This is a genomic window from Serratia sp. NA_13 (assembly GCF_052691735.1).
Window position 1 is genome coordinate 33,981 of record NZ_JBQZFV010000005.1, and the last position, 15,918, is coordinate 49,898.

Consider the following 15,918-nt stretch of genomic DNA (forward strand, 5'->3'; position numbering starts at 1 on the left):
GGCTACAATCGGACAACCACGTCATCTTTATTCTCAAGCCTAAGAGTGTTGCTATGAAAAATATCAATCCTAGTCAAACCGCTGCTTGGCAAGCCCTGCAGCAACATTTCGAACAGATGAAAGATGTACAGATCAGCGATCTGTTTGCTCAGGACAAAGAGCGTTTCTCCAAGTTCTCTGCCACCTTCAACGATCAGATGCTGGTGGACTACTCTAAAAACCGCATTAGCGCGGAGACCCTGGAGAAGCTGCAGGCACTGGCGAAAGAAACCGATCTGCAAAGCGCGATCAAATCCATGTTTGCCGGTGAGAAAATCAACCGTACCGAAGATCGTGCGGTGCTGCACGTTGCTCTGCGCAACCGCAGCAATACCCCGATTATCGTGGACGGCAAAGACGTGATGCCGGAAGTGAATGCGGTGCTGGCCAAAATGAAACAGTTCTGCGACCGCGTGATTGGCGGTGACTGGAAAGGTTACACCGGCAAAGCCATTACCGACGTGGTGAACATCGGTATCGGCGGTTCCGATCTCGGCCCTTATATGGCGACCGAGGCGCTACGCCCATACAAAAACCACCTGAATATGCATTTTGTCTCCAACGTTGACGGCACTCACATCGCCGAAACACTGCAGCCACTGAACCCGGAAACCACCCTGTTCCTGGTGGCGTCCAAGACCTTCACTACCCAGGAAACCATGACTAACGCCCACAGCGCGCGCGACTGGTTCCTGAGCACTGCTGGCGATCAAAAACACGTGGCGAAGCATTTCGCGGCGCTGTCGACCAACGGCAAAGCGGTGGGTGAGTTCGGTATCGATACTGCCAACATGTTCGAATTCTGGGATTGGGTCGGCGGTCGTTATTCCCTATGGTCGGCGATTGGTCTGTCGATTGCCCTGTCACTGGGCTTTGATAACTTTGAACAGCTGCTGAGTGGCGCGCATGCGATGGACCAACACTTTGCACAAACCCCGGCAGAGAAAAACCTGCCGGTGCTGCTGGCGCTGATTGGTATCTGGTACAACAATTTCTTCGGTGCAGAAACCGAAGCTATCCTGCCTTACGACCAGTACATGCATCGTTTTGCTGCTTACTTCCAGCAGGGCAACATGGAATCCAACGGTAAGTATGTCGATCGCAACGGCAACCCGGTGGATTACCAGACCGGCCCGATCATCTGGGGCGAGCCAGGCACCAACGGTCAGCACGCGTTTTACCAGTTGATCCATCAGGGGACCAAACTGGTGCCTTGCGACTTTATCGCACCGGCCATCAGCCACAACCCGCTGAGCGACCACCACGCCAAACTGCTGTCGAACTTCTTCGCACAGACCGAAGCGCTGGCGTTTGGTAAATCGCTGGAGGTGGTAGAGGCCGAGTTTGCTGCACAGGGCAAAACGCCGGAAGAGGTCAAGCACGTGGCGCCGTTCAAGGTGTTTGAAGGCAACCGTCCGACCAACTCCATCCTGCTGCGTGAGATTACCCCGTTCAGCCTGGGCAGCCTGATTGCTCTGTATGAACACAAGATCTTCACCCAGGGCGCGATCCTGAACATCTTCACCTTCGACCAGTGGGGCGTGGAGCTGGGCAAACAGCTGGCTAACCGCATCTTGCCGGAGTTGGCGGGTGATGAAGCGGTCAGCAGCCATGACAGCTCAACCAATGCGCTGATCAACCGCTTTAAAGAATGGCGTTAAGTACTACCCCGAATTGATGCCAATAAAAAACCCGCCACGGCGGGTTTTTTTACATCTGAATGATTACAGATTGATAGGCACTTCGAAACTGATGCCTGCGCCCACGTCATCGGCAGTGCTGGCGTTGTTATCGGTGTACCACAGGCTGGTATCGAACTTGACCTGCGAGTCGAAGTTGTAGCCCCAGCCCAACTGAATGCCTTTCAGCGTGTCGGATTTCGGGAATGCATGGTTGATAGACTGATTATTTGGGTTCACTTTGGCGTACACCAAGCGGGTGCTCCAACGCTGACCATCATCCAACACCATTTCTACTCGGCCGGACAGCATTTGCCCGTCGCCACCCATGGCATGACCCAGTGGGTAGCCTTGCTGGTAGTAGCCGCCTCTGTAAATGTAGTGATTATACATAACGTTGTTGGCATTGCCATTGGAGCGAGTATCACTGCCCTCAATGTGCCAGTTGATGGTGGTTGGGCCCCATTCTGGGTGACCTTCCAGACCTAAAAGATAGGCATTGTGCGACGGCAACATGCCGGCTTCATCTTCACCGGTGATTTGGCCGTAGAAGCTGACCGGCAGGCCAATCAGCGGCTGCATTTTCAGCTTGAAGTCAAACCCGCCAAGCTGGTTACCCGGATCGTTTTTCGGGTCGCCGGTGTTGTCGTTACCGGTCACACCGTCCCAGAACGAACTCCAGGAGTGCGGACGGCCATCGCCACCCCACATCATGACGCGTGAAGCGCCCAGCTCGAGGAAGTTGGTCGGCATCATGGTAAAACGACCGCCAATCAGTTTGGTATCAGGCACGGCAGTGTATTGCGACAGCTGGCCGGCGGTAAGCTGGTACTGCCAACGGCCAATCCACGACAACCAAGGGGTTTCAAACGGCGATTGGTCGGCGCGCTGCAGCATAAAACCGGCAACCGGGCGTGCGGCATCGGAACGAATCAGGCTGCCGTCATAGCCCGGCCCCCACCATTGGGATACCTCACCGAAGGACAGCCATTGGTTCCAGATTTTCACTGCACCATAGGAGCCATTCAGGTTGAATTTGGAGCCGTCGCTGACGCGTTGATCGCCCTCGACTGATCCTTGGAGTCGCACGTCCCAGAACTCGCCGTTGGCACCGGCACCGATAGTCAGACTTTGGTCAGCATATTGGTTCTGGCCGAAGCCCTGCGGCGTGCCAGGTTTGTCTGTGGCTGCATAGCCGCTGACGCGAATATTGGCTTTTAAGTTACCGACGCGGCGTTGAACGCGGTCGAGAACGTTTTTCTCGGTATTGGTTACCGGTTTGGCCTGTGAAATTACAGAGCTGATTTCTTCCTGGCTCAGTGGCCAGGTGGACAGGCTAACGTTGATGACGCCACGGTCGGACAGCCAGGCGAGGTCATTACGCAGGTCATTATCAGGGGTTACCAATCCGCTGGCATGACCGCCCAATGCACAGGTAAACAAGCCTGCGGCGACCAGTCCGTTAAGTTTAGCGCGCATAAATATTCCCTTGTTAATTCGAGTTGTTTGTTTTATGTAAAGATCTATAACCCATCATAGTGGACATTTCAATTTGCTACAAATATATCCATATGAAACATTAAAATGTAACTGTTTGAATAATACTTATTTTTTTTAGACCCTGCGCAGATGTTAATTTTTAAGATAATGCCTATGTTAGGATGCGCGAATAACTACAGTGGTATTGATGGGGAATATTTATGGCAAAAACCTCTCGCTCGGTGATGATCGCCAAGGGGTTGCAACGGGTGTTGAACGTGGGACTGTTGCTGCTGGCGGCGATCCTGATCGTCTTTTTGGTGAAAGAGACCATTCATTTGGCGCAAGTCTTATTTGTAAACAACGAGGAGTCGACGTCCTATTTGCTGATTGAAGGGATAGTGATTTACTTTCTCTACTTTGAATTTATCGCTTTGATTGTGAAGTATTTTGAATCGGGTTATCACTTCCCTCTGCGCTACTTTATTTATATCGGTATTACCGCGATTATTCGTTTGATCATCGTGGATCATGAAAATCCAATAGACACGTTAATTTATTCTGCCGCGATCTTGTTACTGGTGGTGACGCTTTATCTGGCGAATACCGACCGCTTAAAACGAGAATAAATGACATAAAAATGGCGGCCCGTAAGGGGCCGCCGAAGACACAGGTTATAGAACGAAGTACATCAATCGCATTGCAGTGGCACAAAACTAACCTTTCACCCCACCGGCCGTCAGGCCACCGACCAGCCAGCGCTGCGCCAGCAGGAAGACGGCGGTTATTGGAATTGCCGACAGCACCGCCGCAGCGGCAAAGTCGCCCCACAAATAGTTCTGCGGGTTCAGATATTGCTGCATCCCAACTGCCAGCGTATAGCTGTTGACGTCGCGCAGCAGCAGTGAAGCCACCGGCACCTCGGTGATAGCGGCGATGAATGACAGAATAAACACCACCGCCAGAATCGGTACTGACAGCGGCAGCAGCACCAAACGGAAAGCCTGCCACGGGCTGGCCCCGTCTAGTGCCGCCGCCTCTTCCAGAGAGTTATCGATGGTTTCGAAATAGCCCTTGATGGTCCAGACGTGCAGCGCGATGCCGCCCATATAGGCGAAAATTACCCCGCCGTGGGTGTTCAGGCCGATAAACGGAATGTACTGACCCAGGCGATCGAACAGGGCGTACAGCGCCACCAGTGACAATACCGCCGGGAACATCTGGAAAATCAGCATGCTTTTCAGCAGCGTGCTTTTACCGCGAAAACGCATGCGAGCAAAGGCATAGGCGCAGGTGGTAGAAAGCGTGACGATGCCAATGGCGGTGATCACCGCGATCTTGATCGAGTTCCACAGCCACAGCAGGACCGGGAATGGCGGTGGGGTGACGCTGCCGTCGGCGTGCGTCACGCTCATGCCGAGCGCCAACCGCCAGTGATCCCAGGAAATTTGTTCCGGTATCAGGCTGCCGGTGGCGAAGTTGCCAGACCGCAGCGAGATAGTGACGACCATCAGCAGCGGGAACATGATCAGGGCGATAAAGCACAGCATCAGAGCATGGGTTATCCACAGACGTAGACGCTGGGATTTGGGTTGGACCATAGCCATTATTTTTCTCCCTAGTCGAAGTTCATCTTGCTGGCTTTCAGATTCAGGATCGCCAGAGCGCCTACCAGCAGGAAGATCAGCGTGGCAATCGCGGCCGCCAGACCGAAGTCCTGCCCGCCGCCGCCTTCAAAGGCAATGCGGTAGGTGTAGCTGACCAGCAGGTCGGTATAACCGGCCGGCGTGGTGGTGCCGATCATGTCCGGCCCGCCGTTGGTCAACAGTTGAATCAAGACGAAGTTGTTAAAGTTAAAGGCGAAACTGGCAATCATCAACGGCGTCAGCGGCTTGATCAATAACGGGAGAGTGATGCGGAAAAAGTTCTGCATCGGGGTGGCGCCGTCCATTGCCGAGGCTTCGTACAGATCGTCGGGGATCGCTTTCAACAGCCCCATGCACAGGATCATCATGTACGGATAACCCAGCCAGGTGTTGACGATCAGAATCATGCTCTTGGCGGTAATGGGATCGCTGAACCAGGCCGGTTTGATACCGAACAGATGGCTGAGCATCATGTTGATTTCACCGAAACTTTGGTTAAACAACCCTTTGAAAATCAGAATCGAAATAAACGACGGTACCGCGTAGGGCAGTATCAGCATAACGCGATACACGGCTTTGCCTTTCAGCGCTTCCCACTGCACCACGCAGGCCAGCACCATGCCCACGGCCACGGTGAGGATCACGGTCAGCACCGAGAACACGATGGTCCAGATGAAGATCGACACGAACGGCTTTTTGATACCTTCGTCCTGCAACACGCGCAGGAAGTTTTTTCCGCCAATGGTGACGGTGTATCCCGGACTAAGGGTTTCTTTAGCCCAATTGCCGTCGGCATTCACCGCCTGATAAAAGCCAATCTCCGGGTTGGGTCGGTATTGAATGTGGGTCTGTTGGTCGGTCAGCGCATTGCTGTCCTTATCCAGAGCGTAAAGCGGGCTGGTACCGGAAAACTGGCGCAGAGAACTCATACGCAGCTCGCCGCCGTCCGGTAACTGTGCCACCAGTTGGCTCAGTGCCTGACGGTTTTGCGTGATCACTCGCAGCGTAGCGCGTTCGCCTGCCGGTTGTTCGGCGCTTTCTTCGACCAGCTTCAGCGTTTGCGGTGCGTTGGCATCAAAGCTGAAAGGCTGGGAAATCAGCTGCCGACCGCTGTCCGGGTGAGTTAGCTGCAGAAGCCAGCGTTGATTTTCCGCTGGATACAGGCCGAAGGTAAAGGTCTTGCCGGTCTGGAACTGACGCTGCATCAGCACCGACTGGGCACGCTCAAAGGTGAGCTGATTGGTGCTGCTGTAGTTGGTAAAGGCGATGGCGATGGTGCAAATCAGCGGAAACAGGACAAACAGCCCCATGCCGGCGATGCCAGGGTAAACGTAGCGCCAGGCGTAGGCACGACGGTTGGCGAAGACGTAAAGCCCGGCGCTGACCAGAATCAGCGTCAGAATGGCAAACAGGTATTCACCCTGTGCATACATCAACACAATCAGGTAGCAGGTTACCAGGCTGAACAGGCCGATAACCAGCCATTTCAGTATGTCACTCTGCCACCACTTCGACTTTTTGCGCGCAGGTGAACCGGCGTGAGCTAATTGCATAGGGCGTTCCTTTCTGTGAAGCCACAGCGGGGTACCTGTCTGTACCCCGCACAACATAGTGTGTTACTTGGTAATACGAGTTTGCACGTCATCCAGCGCGGCTTTCACCGTCTGGCGACCACTGACGGCGTTGATAACCGCACTGCGTTCGGCATACCAGAAGGCGCTCATCTGCGGGATGTTAGGCATGATTTCGCCGTTCTGTGAGTTCTCCATGGTGGCGGCAATCTTTGGATCTTTCGCCAGTTGCTCCTGATAGGACTTCAGCGCCACCGCACCCAGCGGTTTGTCCTTGTTGACGTCCGCCAGCCCTTCGTTGGTTAGCAGGTAGTTTTCCAGGAATTCGGTCGCCAGTTCTTTGTTCGGGCTGGCGGCGTTGATCCCGGCGGTCAGTACGCCGACGAAAGGTTTGGAAGGCTTGCCTTTGAAGGTCGGCAGCAGGGTAACGCCGTAGTTGATTTTGCTTTGCTCGATGTTTGCCCACGCCCAAGGGCCGTTGATGGTCATTGCGGTCTGGCCTTTGTTGAAGGCGGCTTCGGCAATCGAGTAATCGGTATCGGCGTTGATCTGTTTGTTTTTCACCAGATCGACGATGAACTGCAGGCCGGCCTGTGAACCGGCGTTGGCGACGCCAACGTCCTTGATGTTGTATTTGCCGTTCTCATACTTGAAGGCATAACCGCCGTCGGCGGCAATAATCGGCCAAGTGAAGTAGGGTTCCTGCAGGTTCCACATGATGGCGCTCTTGCCTTTGGCGCGCAGCTCTTTGTCCAACGCCGGGATCTCCTCCCAGGTTTTTGGCGCCTGTTTGATCAGGTCTTTGTTATAAATCAGCGACAGCGCTTCTACCGCGATCGGGTAGCCGATCAGTTTGCCGTCGTAGCGCACTGCGTCCCAGGTGAAGGGGAACAGTTTGTCCTGGAAGGCTTTGGAAGGATGGATTTCGGCCAGCAGGCCCGACTGCGCGTAGCCGCCAAAGCGGTCATGAGCCCAGAAGATGATGTCCGGTCCGTCGCCGGTGGCGGCTACCTGCGGATATTTTTCTTCCAGCTTGTCCGGGTGCTCAATAGTGACTTTAATGCCGGTGTCTTTCTCAAATTTTTTGCCGACTTCGGCCAGGCCGTTATAGCCTTTATCGCCGTTGATCCAGATAACCAGTTTCCCTTCCTCGATCTTGGCAAAGGCGGAAGAAGAAAGCACCAAGGTGGTCAGAGCGGAAAGCACCAGCGTATGGGCGATGGTAAAGCTGCGAGTCATAATCCAATCCTTCTTTTTTATGGGCATGTAAATCAAGGAGAGAGGTTTCGCGGTAATAGTGGGTCACAAAGCGACACATTCTCATCCTCCCCCCCTCTACGCCCCACGCCTACGTAGTGTGATCCAGTTAACATTGCTCTCTATTCTGTGGCGTCAGACACAAAATAGGGGGACGATTTTTGCCAGACAGATCACAGATTTGTCTTAAGCGTGGAACTTCTCACCGCCGCGGTCGTTCCCTCATCCTCCCATCTCCTCCCCCATGAAAAATCCTGTTACGGATGATTACCCTTTGTGGGGTTTACCGCACTATCGGCCACATTGATTTTCATCGCCATGAGCAGCAGGGAACCGGATTTATGTCGCCAATGCCTACCGCCACTCACCCCACCCTGTACCGGATCCATCCGGTCAGTTTCCGTGATGGAAACGGGGATGGTATGGGCGACACTCACGGCATGATTGCGGCCTTGCCCTATTTGAGCACGCTATCGATTGACGGCCTGGTGTTGCCACAGGGCTTGGCGGCCCAGGAGGAAGCGGCGGTCGATGCCCAGGGGTTGGCTCTGTGGTACTGCGACGGGCCAAACCACATTCGTCGCGCCGCTGCTCCGCAACAGTATCTGCGCAGCCCACTGGCGTTGGAGGTCGTACCCTTCAGCGTGGAGAGGCTGGTTGAGGTGTTGAATACTCGCCGCACCACGTTGGCAGAAAGCCTGTGGAGCACCGGTGATGCCGACCAGCCTCGGGTGGTCAGCCACTGGGGGCAGGGCAACTTGCGCTCCGCCGATGCCTTTTTGACGCTGCTGGCAATGCTGCCCGCGCCCATTTGCCTGTATCAGGGGGAAGAGCTGGGCTTGCCGCATGCCGCCGCTCTGCAGGATCCGCTCGGCGCGCAAACGCCGATGCCATGGCATGAAGCCCCTGAGCAAGTGACCGCCGGTGAAATCCACTGGTATCAGCAGGTGGCGATCGAACATCGCGCGCTGGCTATCAGTCGCCAACAGCATGACCACTACTCCACCTTGCGTTACTGCCAGTCCTTGCTGGCGCTGCGCCGTTTAGCGGTGATCCAGCAGGGGGAACTGAGCGCGGTCAGCCAGAGTAATGGTGTAGTTAGATTACTTATTACCCATCAGGATCAATGCCTTGAAGCGCTGATTAACCTGCAGCCTTATACTCAGGCGGCCGCACCGTCTGAGGCGACCTTGCCACTGGCTTGGCAGCACGGTGCGCAGCAAGAGGGTCATCAATGGGTTTTGGCGGGTTTTGCGTCCGCCATTTTTACACGAAATGTTAACTGCGAAAGCAGGGGAGTAACGCATGGCTAGCGTCACATTGCGCAGCGTTTATAAGGCTTTCGGCGAAACGGTGATTTCCAAAGACGTCAATCTGACGATCAATGACGGCGAGTTTGTGGTGTTTGTCGGGCCATCGGGCTGCGGCAAATCGACGCTGCTGCGCATGATCGCCGGGCTGGAGGACATCACCTCCGGTGAGCTGATGATCGGCGATAAACGTATGAATGAGGTGCCGCCCTCCGAGCGCGGCATCGGCATGGTATTCCAGTCTTACGCGCTGTATCCGCACTTGTCGGTGGCCGACAACATGTCGTTCGGCCTGAAGTTGGCAGGGGCTAAAAAAGCGGAAATAAATCAGCGGGTCAATCAGGTATCGGAAGTACTGCAACTGGCCCATCTGCTCGACCGGCGGCCAAAAGCGCTGTCCGGTGGGCAGCGTCAGCGGGTGGCGATCGGCCGTACGCTGGTGGCGGAACCGGACGTGTTCCTGCTTGATGAGCCGCTGTCCAACCTCGACGCCGCGTTACGGGTACAGATGCGCATTGAGATCTCCCGCCTGCACAAGCGCCTGCAGCGCACCATGATTTACGTTACCCACGATCAGGTCGAAGCGATGACGCTGGCCGACAAAATCGTGGTGCTGGATGCCGGGCGCGTCGCTCAGATCGGCAAGCCGTTGGAGCTGTACCACTATCCAGCCAACCGCTTTGTCGCCGGCTTTATCGGATCGCCGAAAATGAACTTCCTGCCGGTCAAAGTGACCGCCGTAGAGCCGCAACAGGTCCAGGTTGAACTGCCTAACAATCAACTGGTGTGGTTACCGGTGGAAGGCACGCAGGTGCAGGCCGGCTCGAATATGTCACTGGGCATTCGCCCGGAGCATCTGTTGCCTGGTGAGGCCTCTGAAGTTCGGCTGACCGGTGACGTACAGGTGGTGGAGCAACTCGGCAACGAGACGCAAATCCACATCCAAATCCCGGCAATTCGTCAAAACCTGGTTTACCGCCAGAACGACGTGGTGCTGGTAGAAGAAGGTGCAACATTCGCTATTGGCCTGCCGCCTCACCGCTGCCATTTGTTCCGTGAAGACGGTACGGCATGTAAACGGCTGCACCAGGAGCCGGGCGTTTAAAGCATCACAGTCTGTATAACAGGAGAATAATGATGACTACTCTGCGCAAACTTCCTCTGGCACTGGCAATCGCCGCTGGTGTTCTCACCACTCAGGCTATGGCCCTTGATTTTAAAGGCTATGCCCGTTCCGGCATTGGCTGGACCGGCAGTGGTGGTGAGCAACAGTGCTTCAAGGCCACCGGCGCCGACAGCAAATACCGTCTCGGTAACGAGTGTGAAACCTACGCCGAACTGAAGCTGGGTCAGGAAGTGTGGAAAGAGGGCGACAAAAGCTTCTACTTCGATACCAACCTGGCTTACTCGGTTTCACAACGTTCCGATTGGGAAGACGTGACGCCAGGCTTCCGTGAAGTGAACGTGCAGGGTAAAAACCTGATCGACTGGCTGCCGGGTGCCAATATGTGGGCCGGTAAGCGCTTCTATCAGCGTCATGATGTTCACATGATTGACTTCTACTACTGGGATATCTCCGGTCCGGGTGCCGGTCTGGAAAATATCGATCTGGGCTTCGGCAAGCTGTCTGCTGCCGTGACCCGTAACTCCGAATCCGGTGGTTCTTACGGTTATCTGGATAATGAACTGGACCAACGCCCAACCGTCAATGACACCTTCGACGTGCGTCTGGCCGGTCTGGAATTGAACCCGGGCGGTACCCTGGAGCTGGGTCTGGACTATGGTCGGGCTAACGCGCAGGACGGCTACCACCTGGCTGACGGTGCCAGTAAAGACGGCTGGTTGGTAACTGCGGAACATACCCAGAGCATCCTGACCGGCTACAACAAGTTCGTGCTGCAATACGCCACCGATTCGATGACCTCACAGAACAACGGCCGTAGCCTGGGTTCAACCATCGACAACAACGGCAAGATGATCCGCGTGCTGGATCACGGTGCCATCGACTTCAACGATCAATGGGCGATGATGTATGTCGCCATGTTCCAGGACATCGATCGCGACAACAACAACGGCAGCACCTGGTACACCGTGGGCGTGCGCCCAATGTACAAATGGACGCCAATCATGAGCACTCTGCTGGAAGCCGGTTACGACAACGTGAAATCTCAGCGTACCGGCGATCGCAACGGCCAGTACAAGGTCACCCTGGCGCAACAGTGGCAGGCGGGCAACAGCATCTGGTCACGCCCGGCTATCCGCGTATTTGCGACCTACGCCAAGTGGGATGAGAAATGGGGCTACGCTACGTCCAGCGACGCAGAGGGCAATCCGGCTCTGAAAGCTGGCACCGCGTATAACGACACCAGCATGCACAGCTTCAGCCGTGGCAATGACGATGAAGTCACCTTCGGCGCACAGATGGAAATCTGGTGGTAATGAGATAACGGGGGGAGCCAACCGCTCTCCCCAACCTGTATTCGCCGACATTGTCTCTCTTGCCTGAGCCGCGTCGGTTACCTTGGGGTATAACAATGAAAAAGAATCTGCTGTCTCTATGCCTGTCACTGGCTCTTGCCGTGGGTGCGCCACTGGTGGCCAATGCCGATACGCCGGCCAATGTATCCATCGCTCCAGCTATTAGTGCCAGCACGCTGCAAAGCCTGCCATGGCAACCGCTGGTGCCGCCGGTCAGCCAGGAGGTGAAACTGGATAATGTCAGCCCGCAAGTTAATCAGGGCGATATTCAGGGCGCTATCGCCGCCTATACGCTGCCGGCCGATCGCGGTTCGCTGGAAGTCACACTGAGCAGCATCAGCAAGAACAACTCAATTTATGCACCTAGCGTCCTGGTGCTGGATGAACACCTGCGACCGGCAGCCTATTACCCGAGCAGCTATTTCCCTTATCAGCCACCGGGTGCGATGTCATCCGATCGCCTTGAGGGCACGCTGAAACTGACACCGGCGCTGGGTCAGAAGCAAATCTATCTGTTGGTGTATACCACTCGTCAGGATCTGGCGAAAACCACTCAATTGACCAACCCGGCGAAGGCTTATGCGCAGGGCGTGGGTAACGCAGTACCGGATATTCCGGATCCGATCGCCCGGCATAGCACCAGCGGCACCATCAAACTGAAGGTCACGGCAGAGCAGGGCAGCGGCAACATCATGATCGGCATGTTGCAGCCGGCACCGGCGGCGACGCCAGTGGTGGTGGGATCAGCCGCGGCGGTTGCTGCAGCACCGACTTCGGCACCGGCTCCAACCCAACCGGCGGAACCGATGTTGAATGACACCGAAACTTACTTTAACAACGGCATCAAACAGGCAGTGAAGGCGGGGGATATCGATAAAGCGCTGAAACTGATGAATGAGGCTGAAAAACTGGGTTCTACCACAGCGCGTGAAACCTTTATTGGCAGCGTGAAAGGCAAGGGGTAGTACCCGACGCTGCCGATGCTGGCTTGATGATTGGTGCGCCCCGGCGCACCTTTTTTCATTCGCGGGCCAGCGTTTCGCCGATCAGCGCCAGCAGGCGAGCATTATCCACCTGTTGCATTATCCGCACCGGCCGACCTTCGACTTCCGGCATACCGACCGTCAGGCGCAGACTTTGCGGTCGCCAGCGACGAGAGCTGCCGCGCGTCATAGCACCTTCCAGCGCGACATCAACAAAATACTCTTCCGTGGTGACCAACTGCGGCTCCAGCAGCCAGGCAATCACCAGTGCATCATGGATCCAGCAGCCCGGCAGATGGCGGGTATGGCGGGAGTAGTCGATCCAGGGCTGGGTGGTGGCTCGCAGATAGCGGCACAGCGGCGTGTCCGGCTGGGTCATCTGTATCAGATCGGTCTGAGTCAGCATGGTTTGCGTGGTGACGTCCAGCGGGGCAAGCGTGATATTGGCACCGCTGGTCAGCACCTGCCTGGCCGCTTCCGGATCCAGTCCGAAATTGGTGTCCTTGATGTAGCCTTCGACGTTGAACACCCCACCCATAATCACGATTTCCTTCACCGCCTGCGCCATCTGTGGGTACAACTGCAGGGCATGGGCGACGTTGGTCAGCGGGCCGATTGCCGCCAGGGTGATCTCGCCGGGGTGACTGCAGATCAACTCCCCGATCGCTATGGCGGCGTTGGGTGTGGGTATTGTGGCGGCTTGCGGATAAGGCGTATTACGCCACAGGGCAGCCAACTGCGGCTCGGTAATCGCCCGATCCAGATGGATGCGCCAGGGTTCTGGCGCTTCACTCAATGCTCGCGTTGCACCTGCCACTACCGGTACCTGATAACCGGTTTGCTGCAACAGATGGCTGGCCACGGCAAAGCCGACGTCGCGTGGCGTATTGCCGGCCACGATGCTGACAAGCTCCAGTGAGAGCTGAGGTTTGGCCGCCAGAGCCAGGGCTAGGGCCAACCCGTCGTCAACGTTGGCACCGGGAATACCGTTGCCAGGATCGCAATCAATAATCAAACGCATAGCAGTTACCTGAATCAATAAACTAGCAGCCGCACGATCGGCGGATATGCAACTGGAAGGTAAATTCGTGCAGCTCTGGCTGCGCGGTACCGGTGGCCAACATGGCGATGGCTTTTCTGGCCATGGCGTCGATTGGCTGTTCGACCGCGCTGAGCGGCGGCACGCTGAATTCGGATTGCTGGGTGCCGTTAAAACAGATGATAGCCAGATCGTCCGGCACGCGCAGCTGATGTTCCGCCAGCGCTGACAGGCAGCCGAGTGCCTGCTGTTCGTTGGAAGTGAATATGGCGCGTGGGCGGGGGCCTTGCAGCATTTTCTGGCTGGCCTGATAGCCGCCCTGGCGGGTATAGGGGGCTTCAAAAATCCATTCTTCACGCGGCGTAATACCCGCTTCAATCAGCGCGTCACGCCAGCCGTTAAGGCGATCTTGTGCGTTGAGCATGGTTAGCGGACCAACAAAAATGCCAAGAGCCCGATAGCCGTGTTGCAACAGGTGGCGCGTGGCCTGACAAGCGGCGTCGCGTTCATTAACGCGGATGGTACTGATGCCGGCATGGCTGTCGATAGTATCGATCATCACGCAGGGGGTGCCGGAATAGCGGATCAGATCAAACCAGGGATGGCGATCGACGCTGGTATACAGCAGGCCGTCAACCTGACGGCGCAGCAGGTGATTAATCAGATCGTGTTCGTGCTGGCGGTCGTCGCCGGCGTCCCCCAACAGCAGCACGCGGCCGTGTTTGAAGGCTTCGCGTTGCAGCGCCCGTGCCATTGTGGCAAAAAACGGGTTGGAAATATCGGGAACCACTAATCCATAAGTCAGGGTATTGCCGGAAGCCAGCGCCCGGGCGATGTCGTTCGGTCGGTAACCGGTTTGCTCGATCGCCGCCAGCACCCGCAGACGGGTGGCTTCTGCCACTGGGCGCGGGCCGTTATTGATCACATAGCTGACTACCGCGACCGAGGTGCCCGCGACGCGGGCGACGTCGGCGCGGGTGATGCGCCGCGCGGATTGATTATCCAAGTTGGTTTCCTGTACGCCCTGATTACACCGCGTCCTGCGGCAGGTTAAGATCGCGGCCGCGCGTTTCCGGTGCAAAAAAGGTAGTGATTAAGCCAATGCCCGCCATTACAACAAAATAGCAGGCGACAGGCCACCAGTGACCGAAACCGGCCAGCAGTGCGGTAGCGATCAGCGGTGCGGTCCCGCCGGAGAGGATCGACCCCAGTTCTTTGGCGAATGCCATTTTTGAGTAGCGGTTTTTGACGCCGAACAGTTCCACGCCATAGGCCGCCTGCACGCCAAAAATGCCCAGAGATGCGATGCACATGCCGACTACAATCACCGAAATCACTATCGCCGGTTCACGGCTGTCGAGCAGCCAGAAGGCCGGGAAGGCGTACAGCACCAGCAACAGACAGAACCAGCGGTAGGTGACGCGGCGGCCGAAGCGGTCAGAAAGCCAACCCGCCAGCGGGATCACCAGGAAACCGCACAACGAGGCGATCATCACCGCCAGCGCCGGCACCGATTTATCTACCATCAGCACCTTGGCAACGTAGCCCACGATAAAACCCTGACACAGATAGGACGGGCCATTTTCACCAATACGCAGACCGAGCATGATCCAGAAGGCTTTGGTGCGTTGCAGGTAGCTGCGGTTATCCGCTGCCACGGGAACGTTGTCCAGCATGCGCTGACGGTTTTGCTGCAGTTCGCGTTCAAATACTGGGGTTTCACGTACGTGACGGCGCAGGTAAAGAGCGCCCCCGGCGATCAGGATGCTGGCGAGGAACGGGATACGCCAGCCCCAGGCGATCAGATCGGCCTTGTCCAACTGCAACACCAGTAACCATACCAACGAGGCCAACAGAGTGCCGCTGTTGGAGCCTATCGCAATGATCGAGGCAACCAGGCCACGGCGTTTGGCCGGGGCGTATTCTGCCAGCATCACCGCGCCACCGGAAAGCTCTGCCCCGGCACCGAAGCCCTGGGCAAAACGCAGGATCACCAGACAGGTGGGGGCCCAGACACCGATTTGGGCGTAGGAAGGGATAAGCCCGATCAAAGTGGTAGAGACACCCATTAGCGCTACCGTGGTGAGCAGCACCACGCGGCGGCCCTTACGGTCGCCAATCCAGCCGAAAACCAACGCGCCGACAGGACGGGCAATAAAACCGACGGAGTAGGTGGCAAAGCTGGCCAACAACGCCACCAGCGGGGTGGCTTCGGGGAAGAACACGTCGCCGAACACCATGCCGGCCGCCAGGCCATACAGGGCGAAATCGACATATTCCATTGCCGTGCCGAGCCAGCACGAGAAAGTGGCGCGCCAGAATTGGCAGCGCCCTTCTTTGGTGGTCAAACGTTCATCGGCTGCCAAGGTTTCGGCGGTGGCCTGTGGGGTTGCAAGCGTTGTTTCGCTCATGGCATTGATATCCTCTTTTCTTCTGC

Annotated in this window: 13 protein-coding genes; 6 read left to right on the top strand and 7 right to left on the bottom strand. The window is 56.3% G+C overall.

Annotated elements, in window-relative coordinates:
• Positions 1 to 53 precede the first annotated feature (53 nt).
• A complete protein-coding gene (pgi, locus tag ACUTSU_RS09955; protein WP_017894221.1) occupies positions 54 to 1,700 on the top strand; it encodes a glucose-6-phosphate isomerase in 1,647 nt (548 codons plus the stop codon).
• Positions 1,701 to 1,763: 63 nt separating this feature from the next.
• On the opposite strand, the gene ACUTSU_RS09960 is transcribed toward pgi, so the two are convergent.
• Positions 1,764 to 3,197 carry a capsule assembly Wzi family protein gene (locus ACUTSU_RS09960; RefSeq protein WP_445652833.1) on the bottom strand — a complete coding sequence of 478 codons (1,434 nt, stop codon included), beginning with the start codon at positions 3,195 to 3,197 and terminating at the stop codon, positions 1,764 to 1,766.
• Positions 3,198 to 3,418: 221 nt separating this feature from the next.
• On the opposite strand from ACUTSU_RS09960, the gene psiE reads away from it, so the two are divergent.
• Positions 3,419 to 3,826, top strand: coding sequence for a phosphate-starvation-inducible protein PsiE (gene psiE / locus ACUTSU_RS09965; protein ID WP_445652834.1), 408 nt, complete (start codon positions 3,419 to 3,421; stop codon positions 3,824 to 3,826).
• 87 nt (positions 3,827 to 3,913) lie between these two features.
• On the opposite strand, the gene malG is transcribed toward psiE, so the two are convergent.
• The 3 genes from malG to malE form a co-directional block, all read right to left on the bottom strand.
• Positions 3,914 to 4,804, bottom strand: coding sequence for a maltose ABC transporter permease MalG (malG, locus tag ACUTSU_RS09970; RefSeq protein ID WP_012147168.1), 891 nt, complete (start codon positions 4,802 to 4,804; stop codon positions 3,914 to 3,916).
• Positions 4,805 to 4,815: 11 nt separating this feature from the next.
• On the bottom strand, positions 4,816 to 6,396 hold the full coding sequence (malF, locus tag ACUTSU_RS09975) for a maltose ABC transporter permease MalF (RefSeq protein WP_445652835.1): 1,581 nt from the start codon (positions 6,394 to 6,396) through the stop codon (positions 4,816 to 4,818).
• 63 nt (positions 6,397 to 6,459) lie between these two features.
• Positions 6,460 to 7,653, bottom strand: a complete 1,194-nt coding sequence (malE, locus tag ACUTSU_RS09980; protein ID WP_445652836.1) for a maltose/maltodextrin ABC transporter substrate-binding protein MalE — start codon at positions 7,651 to 7,653, stop codon at positions 6,460 to 6,462.
• 359 nt (positions 7,654 to 8,012) lie between these two features.
• On the opposite strand from malE, the gene ACUTSU_RS09985 reads away from it, so the two are divergent.
• The 4 genes from ACUTSU_RS09985 (at position 8,013) to malM (ending at position 12,424) form a co-directional block, all read left to right on the top strand.
• Complete coding sequence (locus ACUTSU_RS09985) at positions 8,013 to 8,984, top strand: alpha-amylase family glycosyl hydrolase (RefSeq protein WP_445652845.1); 972 nt, start codon at positions 8,013 to 8,015, stop codon at positions 8,982 to 8,984.
• Positions 8,977 to 10,086 (top strand): maltose/maltodextrin ABC transporter ATP-binding protein MalK, encoded by a 1,110-nt coding sequence (gene malK, locus ACUTSU_RS09990; RefSeq protein WP_445652837.1) that lies wholly within the window; start codon positions 8,977 to 8,979, stop codon positions 10,084 to 10,086. The genes ACUTSU_RS09985 and malK overlap by 8 nt, the downstream gene beginning before the upstream one ends.
• A 29-nt stretch (positions 10,087 to 10,115) precedes the next feature.
• Positions 10,116 to 11,420 (top strand): maltoporin, encoded by a 1,305-nt coding sequence (locus ACUTSU_RS09995; protein ID WP_445652838.1) that lies wholly within the window; start codon positions 10,116 to 10,118, stop codon positions 11,418 to 11,420.
• Between the two features lie 95 nt (positions 11,421 to 11,515).
• Positions 11,516 to 12,424 carry a maltose operon protein MalM gene (gene malM, locus ACUTSU_RS10000; protein ID WP_445652839.1) on the top strand — a complete coding sequence of 303 codons (909 nt, stop codon included), beginning with the start codon at positions 11,516 to 11,518 and terminating at the stop codon, positions 12,422 to 12,424.
• Between the two features lie 55 nt (positions 12,425 to 12,479).
• Here malM and ACUTSU_RS10005 read toward each other — a convergent pair whose 3' ends face one another.
• From ACUTSU_RS10005 to ACUTSU_RS10015, 3 genes are read right to left on the bottom strand one after another with little or no spacing between them, the layout of a single operon-like run.
• On the bottom strand, positions 12,480 to 13,463 hold the full coding sequence (locus ACUTSU_RS10005; protein WP_445652840.1) for a nucleoside hydrolase: 984 nt from the start codon (positions 13,461 to 13,463) through the stop codon (positions 12,480 to 12,482).
• A gap of 22 nt (positions 13,464 to 13,485) precedes the next feature.
• Positions 13,486 to 14,487: a LacI family DNA-binding transcriptional regulator gene (locus ACUTSU_RS10010; RefSeq protein WP_445652841.1), complete on the bottom strand. Its 1,002-nt coding sequence runs from the start codon at positions 14,485 to 14,487 to the stop codon at positions 13,486 to 13,488.
• Positions 14,488 to 14,509: 22 nt separating this feature from the next.
• On the bottom strand, positions 14,510 to 15,892 hold the full coding sequence (locus ACUTSU_RS10015) for an MFS transporter (protein WP_445654147.1): 1,383 nt from the start codon (positions 15,890 to 15,892) through the stop codon (positions 14,510 to 14,512).
• Between the last annotated feature and the right edge of the window lie 26 nt (positions 15,893 to 15,918).

What these genes read in the sequence shown, in the direction of transcription:
- ACUTSU_RS10005 (WP_445652840.1), bottom strand. Translation starts at nt 13,463, where the DNA reads ATGCGTTTGATTATTGATTGCGATCCTGGCAACGGTATTCCCGGTGCC.
- psiE (WP_445652834.1), top strand. Translation starts at nt 3,419, where the DNA reads ATGGCAAAAACCTCTCGCTCGGTGATGATCGCCAAGGGGTTGCAACGG.
- ACUTSU_RS09960 (WP_445652833.1), bottom strand. Translation starts at nt 3,197, where the DNA reads ATGCGCGCTAAACTTAACGGACTGGTCGCCGCAGGCTTGTTTACCTGT.
- ACUTSU_RS09985 (WP_445652845.1), top strand. Translation starts at nt 8,013, where the DNA reads ATGTCGCCAATGCCTACCGCCACTCACCCCACCCTGTACCGGATCCAT.
- malF (WP_445652835.1), bottom strand. Translation starts at nt 6,396, where the DNA reads ATGCAATTAGCTCACGCCGGTTCACCTGCGCGCAAAAAGTCGAAGTGG.
- ACUTSU_RS10015 (WP_445654147.1), bottom strand. Translation starts at nt 15,892, where the DNA reads ATGAGCGAAACAACGCTTGCAACCCCACAGGCCACCGCCGAAACCTTG.
- pgi (WP_017894221.1), top strand. Translation starts at nt 54, where the DNA reads ATGAAAAATATCAATCCTAGTCAAACCGCTGCTTGGCAAGCCCTGCAG.
- malK (WP_445652837.1), top strand. Translation starts at nt 8,977, where the DNA reads ATGGCTAGCGTCACATTGCGCAGCGTTTATAAGGCTTTCGGCGAAACG.
- malM (WP_445652839.1), top strand. Translation starts at nt 11,516, where the DNA reads ATGAAAAAGAATCTGCTGTCTCTATGCCTGTCACTGGCTCTTGCCGTG.
- malG (WP_012147168.1), bottom strand. Translation starts at nt 4,804, where the DNA reads ATGGCTATGGTCCAACCCAAATCCCAGCGTCTACGTCTGTGGATAACC.
- ACUTSU_RS09995 (WP_445652838.1), top strand. Translation starts at nt 10,116, where the DNA reads ATGATGACTACTCTGCGCAAACTTCCTCTGGCACTGGCAATCGCCGCT.
- malE (WP_445652836.1), bottom strand. Translation starts at nt 7,653, where the DNA reads ATGACTCGCAGCTTTACCATCGCCCATACGCTGGTGCTTTCCGCTCTG.